The sequence below is a fragment of the Citrobacter sp. Cpo142 genome, assembly GCF_030332425.1.
GTDB lineage: Bacteria > Pseudomonadota > Gammaproteobacteria > Enterobacterales > Enterobacteriaceae > Citrobacter > Citrobacter portucalensis.
The window spans coordinates 1-16,261 of record NZ_JAOWHW010000135.1 but is presented as its reverse complement, the minus strand read 5'-3'; the positions used below and the strand labels follow the sequence as shown (position 1 = coordinate 16,261).

At 49.8% G+C, this 16,261-nt stretch carries 23 protein-coding genes, 3 tRNA genes and 2 pseudogenes; 7 read left to right on the top strand and 21 right to left on the bottom strand.

All coding sequences use genetic code 11. The annotated features are described in order from the left end of the window. Window positions 1-332: 332 nt before the first annotated feature. From OGY18_RS19405 to OGY18_RS19300, 21 genes and pseudogenes are all read right to left on the bottom strand, one after another. Window positions 333-407 (bottom strand) — tRNA-Gly (locus OGY18_RS19405). 77 nt (window positions 408-484) lie between these two features. Then, window positions 485-560: transfer RNA gene (locus OGY18_RS19400), tRNA-Thr, on the bottom strand. Window positions 561-562: 2 nt separating this feature from the next. Then, window positions 563-639, bottom strand: a tRNA-Arg gene (locus OGY18_RS19395). Window positions 640-796: 157 nt separating this feature from the next. Continuing rightward, window positions 797-1,486: a bacteriophage antitermination protein Q gene (locus OGY18_RS19390; protein WP_286554078.1), complete on the bottom strand. Its 690-nt coding sequence runs from the start codon at window positions 1,484-1,486 to the stop codon at window positions 797-799. Next, a complete protein-coding gene (locus tag OGY18_RS19385; protein ID WP_016156248.1) occupies window positions 1,483-1,620 on the bottom strand; it encodes a YlcG family protein in 138 nt (45 codons plus the stop codon). Before OGY18_RS19385 ends, OGY18_RS19390 begins: the two co-directional genes overlap by 4 nt. Beyond that, the gene (locus OGY18_RS19380; RefSeq protein ID WP_065554618.1) at window positions 1,617-2,228 is read right to left on the bottom strand and encodes a recombination protein NinG; all 612 of its coding nucleotides are present in this window, start codon (window positions 2,226-2,228) and stop codon (window positions 1,617-1,619) included. Before OGY18_RS19380 ends, OGY18_RS19385 begins: the two co-directional genes overlap by 4 nt. A gap of 2 nt (window positions 2,229-2,230) precedes the next feature. After that, window positions 2,231-2,437: a hypothetical protein gene (locus tag OGY18_RS19375; RefSeq protein WP_049281697.1), complete on the bottom strand. Its 207-nt coding sequence runs from the start codon at window positions 2,435-2,437 to the stop codon at window positions 2,231-2,233. Then, window positions 2,437-3,039: a DUF1367 family protein gene (locus OGY18_RS19370; protein ID WP_286554074.1), complete on the bottom strand. Its 603-nt coding sequence runs from the start codon at window positions 3,037-3,039 to the stop codon at window positions 2,437-2,439. Before OGY18_RS19370 ends, OGY18_RS19375 begins: the two co-directional genes overlap by 1 nt. An 824-nt stretch (window positions 3,040-3,863) precedes the next feature. Then, window positions 3,864-4,217 carry a hypothetical protein gene (locus OGY18_RS19365; protein WP_181029596.1) on the bottom strand — a complete coding sequence of 118 codons (354 nt, stop codon included), beginning with the start codon at window positions 4,215-4,217 and terminating at the stop codon, window positions 3,864-3,866. Then, complete coding sequence (locus OGY18_RS19360; RefSeq protein ID WP_181029595.1) at window positions 4,217-4,597, bottom strand: hypothetical protein; 381 nt, start codon at window positions 4,595-4,597, stop codon at window positions 4,217-4,219. The genes OGY18_RS19365 and OGY18_RS19360 overlap by 1 nt, the downstream gene beginning before the upstream one ends. Before the next feature lie 135 nt (window positions 4,598-4,732). Beyond that, a pseudogene (locus tag OGY18_RS19355) lies at window positions 4,733-4,924 on the bottom strand (hypothetical protein); the annotation flags it as partial. Continuing rightward, window positions 4,921-5,127, bottom strand: a complete 207-nt coding sequence (locus tag OGY18_RS19350; protein ID WP_286554073.1) for a hypothetical protein — start codon at window positions 5,125-5,127, stop codon at window positions 4,921-4,923. The pseudogene OGY18_RS19355 and the gene OGY18_RS19350, both read right to left, overlap by 4 nt. Continuing rightward, a complete protein-coding gene (locus OGY18_RS19345) occupies window positions 5,124-5,309 on the bottom strand; it encodes a hypothetical protein (protein ID WP_286554071.1) in 186 nt (61 codons plus the stop codon). Before OGY18_RS19345 ends, OGY18_RS19350 begins: the two co-directional genes overlap by 4 nt. Before the next feature lies 1 nt (window position 5,310). Next, window positions 5,311-5,967, bottom strand: coding sequence for an ead/Ea22-like family protein (locus tag OGY18_RS19340; protein ID WP_286554069.1), 657 nt, complete (start codon window positions 5,965-5,967; stop codon window positions 5,311-5,313). After that, the gene (locus OGY18_RS19335) at window positions 5,964-6,311 is read right to left on the bottom strand and encodes a DUF551 domain-containing protein (protein ID WP_502873483.1); all 348 of its coding nucleotides are present in this window, start codon (window positions 6,309-6,311) and stop codon (window positions 5,964-5,966) included. The genes OGY18_RS19340 and OGY18_RS19335 overlap by 4 nt, the downstream gene beginning before the upstream one ends. Next, window positions 6,308-6,916: a hypothetical protein gene (locus OGY18_RS19330; RefSeq protein ID WP_286554068.1), complete on the bottom strand. Its 609-nt coding sequence runs from the start codon at window positions 6,914-6,916 to the stop codon at window positions 6,308-6,310. Before OGY18_RS19330 ends, OGY18_RS19335 begins: the two co-directional genes overlap by 4 nt. Beyond that, the gene (locus OGY18_RS19325; RefSeq protein ID WP_286554066.1) at window positions 6,913-7,224 is read right to left on the bottom strand and encodes a hypothetical protein; all 312 of its coding nucleotides are present in this window, start codon (window positions 7,222-7,224) and stop codon (window positions 6,913-6,915) included. Before OGY18_RS19325 ends, OGY18_RS19330 begins: the two co-directional genes overlap by 4 nt. 18 nt (window positions 7,225-7,242) lie before the next feature. Continuing rightward, complete coding sequence (locus OGY18_RS19320) at window positions 7,243-7,992, bottom strand: ATP-binding protein (protein WP_286554064.1); 750 nt, start codon at window positions 7,990-7,992, stop codon at window positions 7,243-7,245. Window positions 7,993-7,994: 2 nt separating this feature from the next. Then, window positions 7,995-9,269: a replication protein gene (locus OGY18_RS27580; protein WP_502873482.1), complete on the bottom strand. Its 1,275-nt coding sequence runs from the start codon at window positions 9,267-9,269 to the stop codon at window positions 7,995-7,997. 84 nt (window positions 9,270-9,353) lie between these two features. Continuing rightward, window positions 9,354-9,893: a toxin YdaT domain-containing protein gene (locus tag OGY18_RS19305; protein WP_286554062.1), complete on the bottom strand. Its 540-nt coding sequence runs from the start codon at window positions 9,891-9,893 to the stop codon at window positions 9,354-9,356. 11 nt (window positions 9,894-9,904) lie between these two features. Beyond that, complete coding sequence (locus OGY18_RS19300) at window positions 9,905-10,123, bottom strand: transcriptional regulator (RefSeq protein WP_060683703.1); 219 nt, start codon at window positions 10,121-10,123, stop codon at window positions 9,905-9,907. 72 nt (window positions 10,124-10,195) lie between these two features. Here OGY18_RS19300 and OGY18_RS19295 point away from each other — a divergent pair, with 72 nt between their 5' ends. The 7 genes and pseudogenes from OGY18_RS19295 to OGY18_RS19265 all read left to right on the top strand — a co-directional run. After that, window positions 10,196-10,624 (top strand): helix-turn-helix domain-containing protein, encoded by a 429-nt coding sequence (locus OGY18_RS19295; protein WP_286554058.1) that lies wholly within the window; start codon window positions 10,196-10,198, stop codon window positions 10,622-10,624. Between the two features lie 24 nt (window positions 10,625-10,648). Next, window positions 10,649-11,716, top strand: coding sequence for an N-acetyltransferase (locus OGY18_RS19290; RefSeq protein ID WP_181029589.1), 1,068 nt, complete (start codon window positions 10,649-10,651; stop codon window positions 11,714-11,716). Next, window positions 11,688-12,059 (top strand): ASCH domain-containing protein, encoded by a 372-nt coding sequence (locus OGY18_RS19285; protein ID WP_071687318.1) that lies wholly within the window; start codon window positions 11,688-11,690, stop codon window positions 12,057-12,059. Before OGY18_RS19290 ends, OGY18_RS19285 begins: the two co-directional genes overlap by 29 nt. 466 nt (window positions 12,060-12,525) lie before the next feature. Then, window positions 12,526-12,732, top strand: a complete 207-nt coding sequence (locus OGY18_RS19280) for a hypothetical protein (protein WP_016156718.1) — start codon at window positions 12,526-12,528, stop codon at window positions 12,730-12,732. 11 nt (window positions 12,733-12,743) lie between these two features. Beyond that, entirely contained in the window at window positions 12,744-12,905 is a 162-nt protein-coding gene (locus OGY18_RS19275) for a YdaE family protein (protein WP_057064861.1), read from the top strand. A 139-nt stretch (window positions 12,906-13,044) separates the two neighbouring features. Next, complete coding sequence (locus tag OGY18_RS19270; protein ID WP_286554055.1) at window positions 13,045-15,510, top strand: RecE family exodeoxyribonuclease; 2,466 nt, start codon at window positions 13,045-13,047, stop codon at window positions 15,508-15,510. After that, a pseudogene (locus OGY18_RS19265) lies at window positions 15,488-16,261 on the top strand (RecT family recombinase); the annotation flags it as partial. The gene OGY18_RS19270 and the pseudogene OGY18_RS19265, both read left to right, overlap by 23 nt.

The window sequence follows — 16,261 nt, the reverse complement described above, 5'->3', positions numbered from 1 at the left end:
GTTCCATATGAAAGTCTGCTGTAAATGGTGCTCATTCTGGTCATAGCCTCACCTCCGATTTTTCGGATGGCGCTGTGTGTGATGAAAGGGTCAGGCTTCACGGGCTGGATTTATCAACAAAGCACGTCACGGATGATTCCCGTGAGCCTGAAATGAAAAAGGCCACGCAATGCGCAGCCTTTATGACGAGAGTTTTATTGTTCAGAGGCACTCCATCCAACAAACCACCCACGGTTATCAGGATTTTAACGGAGTGCTTTTGGATGAGCGCTGAACCAAAAGGTCAGTATTTTTACACAGCAATTTTGCAAAAAGCAGCGACCATTCAAAAATGGAGCGGTCAGCGGGAATCGAACCCGCTTCATCAGCCTGGAAGGGTGAGGTAATAGCCATTATACGATAGCCGCTGTTTTGCGGGTCTGTTCCCCACAGTCACCGCTTGCCTTATTTAGAGTCATGCTCGGACTGACTATCCATTGGATTCTGGTGCCGACTACCGGAATCGAACTGGTGACCTACTGATTACAAGTCAGTTGCTCTACCTACTGAGCTAAGTCGGCGTTGGTCCGCCACCGAGGACTTGAACCTCGTACCGTCAACTTAGAAGGTTGATGCTCTATCACGATGAGCTAGTGGCGGCACAGCACATGAGTGGTAAGTAGCCATGTGCCTCTATTTTATCAGTCAGTACCAGAAACGCAAAAGTCCAAGGCGTTAACCTCGGGCTCGAAAACTCATTTACTGCCAATGCATACAACAATGGCACAATATCAGATTTACACGAAATGTATGCTATTTAATTGACTTTTGCAATACCCTGCTGCGAATAAGTCGCCTTTTGTTGTGATCGTGTTCTCACAGCACAACGCAGAGATTCGGTATCGAGCCTCTTAAAGATGCTGCACATAACTCGCCAGTAGTCCGCATAGTTGTGGCTCCAGTTGTCCGGTTTGACACCACACATAGCGGCTAAGTCCTGTTGCTGATAGACATCACGCCCCGCCAGTTCCGCTTTCACATCCTGCGCCGCCAGCCATATCAATTGACGTAACCGGTCGATAGTCTTCTTCGCCACCCTCTTCACGGCCAGTTGCTGGCTGAACTGTTGCCAACCCCACTGAGTGATTTCCACCTGATAGCACCAGCGCACGTTCTCGCTGTAGTTCCACAGCAGCCAGGCCTTTTGGTGTTCTTCGAGTGACATCAGCGCGCGGCGCCACGATGCCGTTGAATACTCAACCGGCTGCACCAGGGGAATATGCGAGCCCTTAGCATGGGACTGTTTACCCGGTATTGGTGGGTTATCCAGAGTTATCATTTTCCCAGTCACTTCATCCAGGACTCGAGGCTTCTTACGTTTATACGTTCCCGTATCAAACTGCGCGTTCTCCAGCCAGGCTATCAACTGCCCTTTCGTCGCACCACTTAAATCGGCGGTGGCCACCATCAACTGCTGGCGCACGTATTCGAGAAATTGAGTATTCATACTGCACCGCCTATGGTTTTGATGTAGTTCTTCAGTATTCGGTAATCCGTCAGCACAGAGCCCGGAAAGTGGTATAAGCGCAATCGTTGCCAACGAACGCGGAGGTGATCGGCAAAATAGGATTCGAATGTCATGCTGCCTCCTGCTTTTTCAGCGCGCGCAGGTCAGCCAGCGCGGTCAGTCTGATTTCCTTCAGTTCTTCAATAGTCCAACGATGCGGAGCGTTATTGTTCTCGAGCGCTAGTACCAGCTCTTCGCCATAACGTTCCACCAGCGCGGCTCGGTATGCTTCGATGTTCCCGGATTTGTAGACGTTGCAGACATCACACTGAAGATGGATGTTGAAGCGAGTGAAGCGCAGATGCCCAGCGGCTGCCGTAGTCCGATAATGGCCAGCATGCCAGGCGAACGCCGTTTTAGTTCCGCAGGAAATGCAGCCCCGCCCCTCTGCCAACTCCTTCTCGCGGCAAATGTCATTTACGGCGCGCTGCGTCAGGTCAATCCAGTGCTTCAGCGGCTTAGCTGCAGCTTTACGCTGGCGCCAGGCGGCTCGCTCTTTTTTCTCAGTGGCGCGCTTTTTGGCAGACTCCTTGCGCTGTGCTGCCTCCCGGGCTTTTCTGGTCTGCTCCTTGCCGACGGCGCTGGCGCACTCGTAACCGCAAACGGTCTGGGTTTCACGCACCGGATGGAACCATTGGCGACATTCCTTATTGGCACACTTACGGCGAGGTAACTTAGCCATAATCACCCCCAGACCTTTTGTCGAAAGGTTCTTGGTGTACGCGCCGGATGCTCGCATTCAGGTAATTTTGCACTGACAGTCCAGGTTATGTTGTCGCGATTAAGGCTGCGTTCTACCGTGGCGCCACGACGGCGGTAACTGGCCACCAGTTCTTCGGCCTGTTCGGTTGTGCATTCGTGATGGTGGAACCAGGAAAATTTCATCGCCATCACCCCGCAAAGCTCATTAGCTGCGATGCGGCGTTTTCCGCTTCACGCTGATCCTTAAATGCCCTGGACAATACCCAGCGCCACAGAACATCGAGCGCGGCTTTGTACAACTGCTGGAACTCGGTTTCCTCCATGTTGGCGAAGGCAATGCTGCGGGGGTGTTTACGAAGAGTTCCATCAGGTAGTTGAATTGCGTCGTAGTGGCCGGCCTCGACAATTACCCAGGCACGGTACGCGTCGAAGGATTTACACAGGCTGATCCCATTGGTAATTCGGCGACTGGCCACCTGCTCCAGATACTGCTCGGCAGCATCCAAAAGAGCTGTTTCGCTTCCTCCGAATGAGGCAAGGTATTTGGCGTAGCCGGTGATCAGCTTGCGCTCGTTACTTGAGATCGCTCCGCCGGTTGGTTCCCAGTACTCGAAACCTAGATTGAGAAGCGCAAAAAAGCGACGGTGAAAGGCCGGGTTGCGTGCCTGCCGGAACTCGGCCACCAACACAGCACCGAGTTTGAATTTTGATTGCAGTAAATCGCTGGTCTCGGGTGTGGCCGGGATCAGGATTCCTGAGGACTGCTTGATTAGTTGTAGTTCGTGCGCCATGGTTTCTCTCCGTGGCGCATCAGGTTAACGGGTGCTCAATCCGTTGATATTATGATATCAGAGGGTTGCATTATGCGGTAGCCAAGTCGGCGAAGAAAACGAGTCCCGGACGAAAGGTTGAAGACCCCTTCATCCTCCAGTAATGGACGGCATGACACCAGGCCATTTCTGCTATAGACGAGATACTGACGATCCAGTGGCATTGAGGCCATAAGCTTTCCATCAGAACGTCTGATAATGTCGTACCAATCGCCTTGCTCCTGACTTTCCTTCACAAAACCCCCTCTTTGCTATCAACAAATTTCACTCTTCCAGCGGGATAATCCCGTCCACAGAACCAACATATCAAATGGCGAAAATTTCCTAATAGGTTGGCTGGAAGAAAAATAAAAATATTTACTGCAACATCTTAACTATACCCCAAAACAACTGTATGCATAAACAGCATTTATCTATTTAGACTAAGTCTGCACAAAAAATTACGGTTACGCAATAGTCCTTATCTCACTGATTTTAAATAAAGTTTATCGCTACCTTTATGCAAACAATGATGTTTACGTTTAACAATAACTCATGGAAAAAATGACGCCGCTAAATACCTGAGTGCATTGCTTCGACACTGCTCGTCATGGAGTGACGCCAGAATCCGTCAGATTTAAACGTGGTTTTGAATGAAGTGTATTGCCGGGTGGGTTATCTTTTTGTGCTGTGGTTGTTAACAGCAATCAATCAGTTTATTGGATTAATGTTCGCGGTATCGATCGATTTTTTCGATCGATACAAAACTAAACAACCCGCCGAAGCGGGTTGTTAAACTAAATAATTTAAGCTTCTCTTTTGCCGAATGCATATCCCAGGGCCAAAGTAAGTATTGGAGTAAATATTGACCAGACATCTTTAAGGGCGCTTACAATGTCAAATTTTTCAGGCGAATCGAGATCGAATGAAAAATGGAAAAAAACAAGCAATAAACAAATACTAAACACCCCACCTAGATAGAAACAGTATTTTAGAGTTGTCCAAATGAATGAGTCTTTTGCGTGCTCACCAGTTCCGATCTCTTTGGCAATCGTTCCTGCAACACTAACGCCGCCTAGTCCACCTTGATGTACAGAAGGAGTTGTGGTTTCGGTGTTGTTGGGTATATCCGGTTGAGATGCAACAAAAGGCTCCGACATTACGCCCCCTCATAAAGAGAAAAGTTAGTAATGACAGAAATTTGGTTATCACCGATTTTTCTGATAAAAGAATGCCAAGCTAAAAACAATTTCAATCCATTAGATTTTTTACCAATCTCAGCAGGGATAACAAGACCTACAGCTTCATTCATAATAGGTACAATTACCTTATGAACGAAAAAGACTTCTCCATTCCTAATGTAGGCATTAACCCCCTGTTTATTAGACTCACTTTCGGGCAAAATTTCTGTTTCAATTGAAATGGATAATCCGTCATAAACAAGTTTTAGAGGTTCGGAAGTCACCAATGGATTAATAATGCTATGAAAACTACCTGACTCTAATAGAGTTTTCCCATTTGCACTGGCTTTTACTAACATTTTAACCTACTGATAAGCTAAATGACATTTACGCTGATATTACCATCCTACGTAGTAGAGTTACTACTCTTGAGAATGTCAGGGGATCTTCTGGCCTTTTGTTTTGCACAGCGAATCGAGGTTGCTCTGCGAGATGTACGCTACCGGCTCCGCTCTATCAGCCTTTCGACGTTCCAGAACTCCATCAATAACCTTCACAGCATCAGCCATTGCGTAGCCGATATTACCGCCGTCGCTTTGTGCTGCTGCTTTGCTGAGTATTTCGCGTATCTGGTGCAGGCGATCGAGTGATACAGGACCGTGCGCCGGGTGGTTGTTAGTTGTCATGAGTTAGTCCTCGAAATCTTGTGACCGGGTGCGAAAGCGCGAGTTCTATCTTTGCTGATACGCCAGCCATGTGACCGCGCCTCTTTAGCGCAGCCAGACCACGATGAACCAACGTACTCACCAAAATCAGGACTACCCCATTGCTTTGCTGTGCATTTCTCACAGTCGCAATGAAGATGCAAAGTGTAATTTGCGGCAATCATTCAGCCACCTCCTTTGTGGCCCTGTTAATCTTATCTTCAACGAATCTATAAACCAGCTTCTGCTCATCGCTGGTTAGCTTTCTACCGATATCAAACTCAATTGAATCGACTACCGAAAATACATAACCCTCTAACGACCCGAGCATCGCCAATCTGATTGAATCTTGTGTGAACTTTCCCATCTCACTCTCCCTTCACGCCAATGCCAGCGGCGGCAATCGCTTTGTTGTAGTTGTTCTGGCAGTCGGTATAACCCTTCGCGTAATCCTCAGAACCGCCATAGTGGACAATCTGGAAGTCATCGAATTGTTTCACTGCCACCTTCCGCGCCTCCAGTTCTGCTATGCGCTTCTCTGCGGCATCAGCTCGGTCTCTTTCACGCTGGAACATTTTGTGAGTACGGTCTATAGCTTCGAGTCGTGCCGCTGATGTTTTATCTGCGGCTTCCAGCTTTTCACGCGCATCCCGCATATCGTCACGCATAGCAATCGAAACTGCTTCAAGAGAATCTTTGTCGCGCTGTAGTTGGAGGTTTTCATCCAGCAGCGCCAGAACGGTGTCCGGGTTAGCGGCGGCGATGAATTCAGCGTTGCGTTTGGCTGTCTCATCCCAAGCCATGTGGTAATCGTGATCCCACTCTTCGTGAATGCACGCTGCTGTGGAATTGGTCATGTCTAGCAAAGACTCGCTACCGACGTAAACCGCGTATGAGTGGTATCCAGACGCTCTGTCTTCACCCTCGCCGTATTCGCCGTCAGTTTCGACAACATCAGACCACCATTCGCCCTGGGTGGCTTTCTCTGCAAATTGGCGCAACGCCTGTTTGTTGAGTGCTGTCATTGGGCTGCCTCCGGTTCCTCTGGCATTGGCGCCCAGTGAGTGATAACAACATCGCCGATATCGATATCACCGTTCTGGAAAGTCCATTGCCAACTTCCAGTCTCTTTCTGCCCGAAGGTCATCCACATTGAGCGCCAACCAATCAGCCATCCTTCACCGGTTGAATCGAAAAGCAGAACCGTGTCATTGGGTGATGGAAGGCATTCATGCACGGAGAATACTTTTTCTTCCAGCGCATTGCTCCATGAGACAGCCGAGAGCTTTCCACCAAAGATTGTCATACCGGCGCTCACTGCTGGCTCTTTTCCATCCTCAAACTCGACGACGAAAGTTACTTTGCTCATAGCGCGGCTCCTTTGCGAATTTGGGCGGCGAACTCTGCTAACGACTTCTCGGCATACTCTCCGGATAAACCGTCTGCGGGTGGAATTGTGGCATTGGCTAATTCGTCTTTTGCATCGAGAATCATGCGGACAACGTCGCTTACCTCTGCCAGTGGCTTATCAATAAAGCCGTGGTTGTACGCAGCAGCCAGGCGGCTGGCGGCATAGTTGATACCCTCGTTACGCGAACTTGCTTGCACTTCAGCTAGGAAAGCGTCGGTCGCTGGGGTTTCCATTGCAGCCTTCAGCACGTCGACGTACCACTCGCAATACCGGTAATCCAGCATTCCATCAGCCTGCTCAATCCACATATCCGGTGCAGTGGCGAAATCGGCCGCTTTTTTCAGCGCCGCGTTTTCAGCAGCTACCCCCGCCAGATCCCTGCACTTGCTCTCGGCGTTAGCGAGCTGTACTGCCATGTCTGTTTCTGCTGCTTGCCATGCCCACCATGCAACCTGCATGTCCCAGGCCATGTACTCGCCATCAGAGTTTTTGCATGTCCGGTAATCAATTAGGTCACCAAAGCGGGCCTTAATGGCTTGTTCAAATTTATCTCTGCTGCTCATGCTGATGCTCTCCCGTAAAACGCCAGAACGCGCTGCATTGTCGGACTTGTGCGGCATACTGACGTGACCATGTTTCTTCTCACTTTCGATTTGATCTGCTTAATGTTCAACTCCCCGCCGGGCTGAAACATGTAGACAGGGCGATGCGGTTCGCCAGTACGGATAACTACCGCTTTGCGTGTCAGGTGAAGCAGCAGGTTGTGTGCTTTCTTGCAGTCGCATCCCAGAAGGTGCTGAACCTGACGAGGCGTTATGGTCTGGTTAACCCGAAGGAAATCGACGATTGCCCACAGTGATTTGCTTGCCATAGTGATTTTCCCTCGAGGTTATTTAACGATCCGGAGATGGCTAACGTTCTTGCGGTAGCTGCCCCAGTCAAAGTTCACCCACATCCCGCCATCCATCTGGAGGCGATCGATAACCCGTGCACCCAACGCGCCGAGAAGTTCGTCGTGGTTCAGATTCGTCAGAACACCAACCGGACGCATCGACGACAGCCGACGGTCGATAACCTGATTCAGGATGACTTTCTCACCGCTGCTTCCGCGCTGAATACCGACCTCGTCCAGTACCAGCAAATCGACTTTGCAGAGGTCATCCAGAAGTGAAGCCTCTGACTGGCCACCGTCATAGCACTCGCGAACACGCAGCATCAGGTCAGGGATTGTCACCACCAACACAGATTTGCCACCGGACAGGAGATGATTCCCGATTGCCGCTGCCAGATGGTTTTTCCCGGTACCAGGGCCGCCACTGAATACAAAACTCGCAAAGCCAGCCCCAAAGTTCTGCGCGTAGCTTTTCGCCATGGTGTAGGCCTTGCGCTGTTGCTCACCGGATACTTCGTAGTTGGCGAACGTGCAGCTGCGATGCAGGCTCTGGATGCCAGAGCGACCGAAGATTTTGTCTGTACGCGCTTTCTGATTCAGCTTGTCGAGCTCTTCGCAATGTTTCAGTCCTTCTTCCCGTTGCCACGCCAGAAGCTCTGCTGCGCTGGTGAACTTAGGCTGAACGCCTGGCGGTATGAGTTTTTTCAGGCGCTCAAGAGCGCTGCCGGAATTAACAATGTTTTTCACCGTTACCCCCTGAATCCGGTTGGGATGGTTTTATCTGGCTCAGAAATGCGGTTCACATCCCTGCCCGATTTTCGGTCGTTGAGAGCGAACTTCGGTTTGAACAGTCCCTGGTACCCGTTTGCGATACTGGTGTTGATCACATCAACCGGGTCATGTCCTTCGTCCAGGCAGGCCTTCAGCAGGCTGAAAGCCTTGATGACGGTCAGCTCGGTTTTAATGGACTTGCCTGACTGCTGGCGATATGTGACCCATTCTTTCCACGACGCAGCATTCAGCCATTCGGGAAGCTCGACATCCAGCGGGTTGAATTTTGCAGACCTATCTTTTTTTGAAGATTCAGAACCGCCGATGATCAGAACGCCCTGTTCAGTACGCCTTACGATGTCGCTACGGCGTAACAAGCAAATGCCCATCTCAACTGCGCCAAGTTTCAGTAGTGATTTTTGTCGTGGGGAATTTCGATCAAGCTCGATACCACACCGAACCCCATTTCCATCAGTCACGACGATATCAATCCTTCCTCCGCGCCCATCACCGCGCTCAGAAACAGGATACTCACGGTGAACATTCAATCCGGCAGCGTGTAACGCGGCGATCGCCGAATCGTGAAATTCCGATGCCGAATCGCCCGATAATCTCCCCTCGAGTAGCCCAGCAACGTAATCCCGAAATTCCCTTCCGGAAGGGAAGGGTTTGGGTTGGTTTAGATCTGTATTTATATTTGTATTTGGAAGAATGTCTTTGGTGTTCCCTGTTTTCAGGGATACCTCTCCCTGTTTTTGGGGATGGTTATCCCCGTTTTCAGGGATGGTTGAATGGGTAAAATTGCTATCCCTGAATTCAGGGATGGTAATAACCCATGTGACAACTTCAGCAGCAGGAAACACCGCTGGACACTTCATGCAATTTGGCTTGGTATACGCCCATTTATCCAGGCTGGTATTAATCCCTATGTATCTGGTTTGCCCAATGCGGCGCAGGATGATGATGTTCCGATAGGCAAGGCTCAACACGGCTTCAGATACGTGCTTCACCTTCAGCGTCGTTTTATCTGCAATGAGGCTATTGGCGATGCGGTCCGAACTCTTAGACCAGCCATAGGTCAGACGAACGATAGCGTTCAGCACCCGGAACTCACGCCCGGATAGTTCGACGATACACAGGGCATCCTGAATCTGGTTGGCCAGGCGCAAATAGCCTTTCTCCAGCTCAGCCATGCTGCTCTCCTGTTTCCCTTGTTGCGTGGGGAATTTGAATATTTCAGCAGTATTTGACATACTGTTCTCCGCAATTACGCTCAGTTTTTGCACCTGAAAGCCGTTGGTGTTCGCGCACCGCGGCTTTCGCCATTTTTGAGCCAGTCATACACCCCCCAGCATCATCTGCACCATCTCCATCAGCGGCCCGGTTAAGCCAGGGTCAACGCGGTACATCTCCACGATCCCCTCACTCAGCTCTTTCAGCTTCTGATGCCGTGGCGCATCCATCGCGACAGCAATCTTCGCTTCGCTGGTTTCCTTCTCCATACGCGCCAGGCGAGCCATGATGTTGTCCTCTGGCAGCAGGCGACTGCGGTACACAATCGGCAAGACAGCGAGGATTGCCGGGGTCAGCTGGCGGATGTTCTCGCGGTACCGTTCGCTTTCGAATTGGTTGTCCAGGAAGCGGAACAGCTTCTGCCGCTTTCGACAGAGATCGTCAGGGAAAGTGATGTCGTCACCACCCTGTGCCTGGTATTCTTCGATAATCAGAGCAGTAACTACGTCCTGACCATCGGCGCCAGCCCAGGAGCGGACCGCGTCACGAATATCTTCGTGGCTCGGCCCCCTGCGCGCTTGAGCGCGATTTATCATTACCCCTTGAGTAATGTCGCTATCATTCTGATAAGTAAGTGTCTGCATAGTTAATGCTCCTACTTTGGTAAACCGTCAGTTGGATTTGGGTAGAGATCTGGGCGCAGTTCGTGAGGAGTTACGCCGGTCAGGTTGAAGATGGAAAAAATGTAGTTTGGTGGGACGATTCCATGGTCACGATTTTTCCAATGACTGACGGACATACTCGTCACACCCAGCGCCAGGCTGAGCTTTCTGGCAGAGCCAGCGGCTTTGATTGCTTTATCGAGTGCGGACATGTGCTTCTCCTGCTTATTGATAGCAAGAGTAAACCACAGATTTATACTTCATGCAAACTTCCGATTTATTGCGTGTATAAACCAAGTATTTACAATGACGTTATGAGAAAAGAAGAACCCAACCTCGTTCTGGTAGAACGCCTCACCGAGATCACTGATCGCGGCGTTACCAAAGCAGACATGGCACGCATAGCCGGAGTGACCCCTCAGGCGGTAAACGGCTGGTTCAAAAAAGGCGTGATTAGTAAGAAATCAGCACTGGCCATAGCCGATGCTGTTGGAATCTCTGTCGCATGGTTACTCGGTGAGGATGTCGGAGAGAAAGACGGACTCAAGCCTGACGAACAGCGCTTACTGGAGCTCTACCGCCAGTTGCCGGAAGAAGAGCAACAGAACATGCTCCGCATCTTCGCGATTCGCCTGAAAGAACTGGATGAGTTGTATGAGAAGTACATGAGTCGCAGAATTAAAGGCGACAAACCCGAATCAAATACTAACTAGACTTAACCGTAAGAAGGGGCAAGGATGGATAGCTTAAGGTATGAAAAATTTAGTGAATTTGATCATGACGATTCTTTTTTCGACTCTCTTAAGGCTGATTATACTGAGTTCCCGGTATGGCTGAAAAAAAAGGCCAATAATGGTGAGTCTGCTTATGTTCTCTATGATGATGCCCATCAGATCGAAGGATTCATGTATTTGAAAGAGGACGATGATGCCGAAGACATTTCGCCATCCCTACCTGACGGAAAACACCTTAAAATAGGCACATTCAAATTTGAATCAAAGGGAACGCTTCGCGGGCAGCGTTTTTTAAAAAAAGCATTTGATCATGCCATATCATCTGGGTCAGACGATATTTATGTTACTGTTTTCGAAAAGCATGAACACTTAATCAGGCTTTTCCAGACTTATGGTTTTTATAAGCATGGAGAAAAAGAGTCTGCTAATGGTAAAGAGTATGTCTACGCGCGCTCTATGCACGATGTTAATGGAGATGTGCTCCTAGACTATCCCTTGGTATTATCATCGCAGGGAAGAAAGTTTCTGCTGGCAATCTATCCAGCATTCCATACAAGATTATTCCCCGATTCAAAACTTGTGACTGAATCGCCTGACATGCTTGAAGATGTCTCCCATGCTAATAGTATCCACAAAATATATATCTGTGGAATGCGTAGCGTTGCAGGCATGAAACGCGGGGACATAATTGTTATATACAGAACTGGTGATAATCAAGGTCCTGCATATTACAGAGCAGTAGCAAGCTCTATTTGTGTTGTAGAAAACGTAAGGCATATGGATGATTTCCCGGATGAAGAATCATTCGTAAAATACTGTTCAAAATTTAGCGTCTTTTCTGAAGAGGAATTACGTGAGTACTATTCAAAAAGACAATATCCTTACGTACTGAGATTTACCTATAACTTAGCTTTACCAAAGCGCCCTAATCGTGCTACCTTAATAGATCAAGTTGGATTAAACGGCACTAGAGGTTTTCGCTGGAGCCATTTTGAATTGTCTGATGTGCAATTCAATAAAATTCTTGAACTGGGTAAGGTAGATGAAAGTTTTATTGTCAATCAAACCTGAATTCGCCGAAAAAATTCTTAATGGCACAAAGAAATTTGAATTCAGGAAGGGTATTTTTAAAAACAACAACATAACTACAGTTGTGATTTACGCAACCATGCCAGTTGGTAAGATAGTTGGCCAGTTCAGTATTGATGAAATACTGAAAAACGATCCAGAATCTTTATGGGTAAAGACCAAAAAATACGCCGGCATCTCCAAGAATTTTTTTGATAGTTACTACTCAGGCAGAGAGACCGCTTACGCTATAAAAGTTGGTGAAGTCGAAAGATTTGAAGTCCCTCTACCATTATCTTCTTTGGGAGATGGCATAAAAGCCCCACAATCTTTTCTCTACCTCTAAATCATGTTGATAAACCCGGCCACCGTGCCGGGTTTTGTATATCCTAACCCACCAGCTCCTCCTCTAATCTCCACCCCGAACTCCCCGATCCCGACCTTAGCGTCGGGATTTTTTTTGCCTGCGATTCGGTTGACGCGTCACAAAAACCAGTCATATAAACCGCAGATTTATAATTAATATTAACCTTGAGTTGACACTCATATAAACCAGTGATTTAATCTATCTCACCAAGACGCACCACGAACCACCCAGGCATGGAGCCCACGAAGTAGCGGCCCGGAGCATACGAAGACCGGGATGAGGTGGATTGAATAACGCGCATCAGGTTTAACGCTCAGCTGGCCGGCTATAAGGCAAAACAGAAGTGAGCTTCGCGGTGGTGAACTGCAGAGTTAAAACGCTCAACTGTGAAGATCAGCATCACGGCGCCACCAGCGAAGTTCACTCAGCAATAGTGGAGAACATCATGGTTCATCAGCACTACGGTACACAGACGGTAAACCGCGGCGCAGTTCAGCCTGGAATGCTCGTCAAACACAAGGATTCAACCTGGACGGCATCAGCTAATGCTCGTGGTCGTTTGTATCTGCATCGCGGCGTTGAGATGACTTACACCAGGGATTTGCTGGTTGAAGTTTATCTGAACGGTCTGGGGAATGGCCTCAGCCATTAACGGAGAGTGTCATGCAAGACAAGAAATGCGGTTATTGCAGCAAACCTGTTAAACCGGAAGAGGTAATCAAAAGCACCCTTCTCTATCGCAACGGCTCACTGCTGGCGCGCAAAGAGAAAGAGTACTGTTCCAGACGTTGCGCTTCGCACGACCAGATGGCTCACGAAGGCTAACGTACACCCCGCGCAAGGCGGGATCTACGTCCGGTGGCACCGACCAAAGTTACACCGGAAACAACATCAAAACCAAAGTTAACCCAATGGGCGCTATCAATAGCCCGGGGATTCTAACACCCAAAAATGAGGATCTCACATGGAATTCTTTTATGTGGTTAAAGCCACTCAGAAATCCGGAAAGCAAGATGCAGTGATTTGGTTCACTGCTAAAACCGAGGCTCGCGCCAACCTGCAGCTGGATGTTGCACTGGAAGATGCTGGCATCGAAACGGGTCGCGGTAAGGACTACGCCAAACCGATTCGCACTGATTTCCCGGTTGTTGATGACCTTCCGGAAGAAGGTGAAGTTGATTTCACTTGGTGTGATCGTTATGAACTGGCCGAAGACCAGCGCACCTGGAATGTTAAACAACAGGCTGAAGATGAGTCTGTCGACGACGCAGATATTGAAGACAGCACCGCAGAAGAATCTCAGCAGTCAGAGCAGCCGAACCTGATCGTCGTTGCCACCCTGCCATTCCGCCAACGCGTACTGGCTCAGTTCATCGGTGATGGTGAATATCTCTATCACATCGACGCTGGGCAGAAAAACGAGATTGTCCGCCTTGAGATGGACACTGATAACACGTACATCCAGAACCTGCTGCTGGCTGCTGAGAATGTGGAAGCATTCAAAAAAGCCATTGAACACGATATTCATAAGGTCGTGAATGCCGTTAAGAAAGTCTTCCCTGTCGACGGTAAAAAACCGGAGCTGGCAACAGTTATCCAGTTCCTGACGGTGTGGTTCAAAACTGAATACATCGACCGTGGCATCCTGGCGCGCGAATGGACCGCCGGTAACAACATCAGCAATGTTCAGCGCACTGACTCCGGTACAAATGCCGATGGCGGATATGTCACCGACCGTGGCGATGGCGCACATCACACGCTGGATACACTGGATTTAGAGATTGCCTGCGCCCTTCTGCCGATGGACTTCAACCACTTCGAAATTCCAGGCAGCATTCTTCGTCGCGCCAAAGAAATCGTAGCCAAAAAAGAAGAACCGTGGAAATCATGGAGCAGCATCCTGCGCAATCAACCAGGCGTTCTGGGCGTAAACCGCACAGCCATTTTTAACCTGGTACGCATCGCGCCGGAGAATATTCACCTGACACCTGTTGCTCATCTGGAATTTGTTAACCAGACGATGACTGCTGAATTCAACGCTGCGGTTGAGTTATGGCCGTTGCCTGTAGCTGGCGCGCAGGAACCAAACGCTCAGGATCAACCTCGCGTTGAGAATCTTGGCGCAGGAGTTTTCTCCATTGATGGCCTGATGGGTGATCAACAAACACATACAGATGACCGTTCACCACTTAATAAGGAAACCACCAGCAATGTGCAGATGGAAGAAGCTGTCAGTGATGAAGAACAGGCTGGTAATGAAGTGCAGTCAGGCGAAAGCAGTCTGGAAACTGGTGAAGAGTCACATACCGGCCAGCAAGCCGATGTGAACCAGAATACGGATTCTGTCGCCCAAAATAGCGATTCTGTAAACCAAACCGAACCGGTTTCGGCACAAACCGAGCCAGAAACGCAATCAGACGAACCGGCTGTTGTGTACCCGGCTTACTTCGAACCTGGCCGTTATGAAGGTCTGCCGAACGAGGTTTATCACGCAGCCAATGGTATCAGCTCTACCCAGGTAAAAGACGCACGCGTCAGCCTGATGTTCTATCACGGCCGTCACGTGACCAAGACTATCCGTCGCGAAAGCAGCGAGGCGCTGACGTTCGGTAGCCTGGCGCACACCCTGGCCCTGGAGCCCGAAAAGCTCCACGAAGAGTTTGCGGTATTCCCAGGTATTCCGGCTGAGGCGTTTACCACCACCGACTCCATGAAGGCGTTCATTCGAGAATTTAACGCGGATAAGCCAAAGGCCGAGCAACTGAAGCTCACCGGTAAGAAAGAAGAACTTCAGGCGGCGATACGCGCGGTCAGCCCGGAGGCCATTTTCGCTGATGAATTTGAGCAGCAATGGCGCGATAGCGCTGATGGGAAAACCATCCTGTCCAGAGAGCAACTGACGCTGGCCACGGCAATTCAGCAAGCCCTACTGAATCATGAATCAGCCGGGAAACTGCTGCGCCATCCTTCCCGTTCAGTGGAAACCAGTTATTTCGGGATGGACGACGAAACCGGTCTGGAAGTCCGTGTGCGCCCTGACCTTGAGGTTGAAATCAACGGCGTTCGTATCGGTGTTGACCTGAAGACGATCAGCATGGGACGCGTTAAGCAAGACGGTTTGCGCGCCAAACTGCACCGGGAAATCATCGACCGCGACTACCACCTCAGCGCTGGCATGTATTGCTCCGTTGCCGACTTTGATCAGTTCTTCTGGATCTTCGTCAACAAAGACGAGGGCTACCACTGGGTGGCGGTAATTGAGGCATCGGAAGATTTGCTCGATCTCGGGCTGCTGGAGTATCAGCGCACCATGCGTGCACTCGCAGATGCGTATGACACCGATTGCTGGTCTGCACCGATAACCGAAGACTACACCGACGAACTGAACGACTTCGACCTGCGCCGCCTTGAAGCGCTGCGTCTGGCTTAATGGAGGATTTGACCATGCAAAATACCAACATCATTACGACCGAGCAGGCACCAAACACCATTTCCGCCAGCAACGCTGTGTTCAACGTACAGGCACTCGGGCAGCTCACCTCTTTCGCTGAATTGATGGCGCAGTCTGCCGTCACCGTCCCCAAACACCTGGCGGGGAAACCCGCCGACTGTATGGCTATCGTCATGCAGGCTATGCAGTGGGGAATGAACCCATATGCAGTTGCCCAGAAAACGCACCTGGTCAACGGCGTTCTGGGTTACGAAGCGCAACTGGTTAACGCAGTAATCTCCAGCTCAAGCGCCATCGTTGGTCGCTTCCATTACGAATACGGCGGTGACTGGGAGAAGATCGCCGGGAAAAAAGACGGCCGTGATGAATTAGGCCTGTTTATCCGGGTTGGCGCCGTACTGCGCGGAGAAGACGAAATCACCTGGGGCGAGCCAATCTACCTGGCAGATATCACCACACGTAACTCGCCACTGTGGAAAACAGCGCCGAAGCAGCAGATCGCTTATCTGGCAGTGAAGTACTGGGCTCGCCTGTACTGCCCAGAAGTCATCCTCGGCGTCTACAGTCCAGATGAAGTTGAGCCACGCACTGAGAAAGAGATTAACCCAGCACCGAAACACGTTAACCTGGCTGATATCTCAGGTGACACCGTCACAACCACGCAAAGCGCACAGGAATCGTCGGTAAATATCGACTCTCTTGCCGATGATTTCCGCGAACGAATCGATGC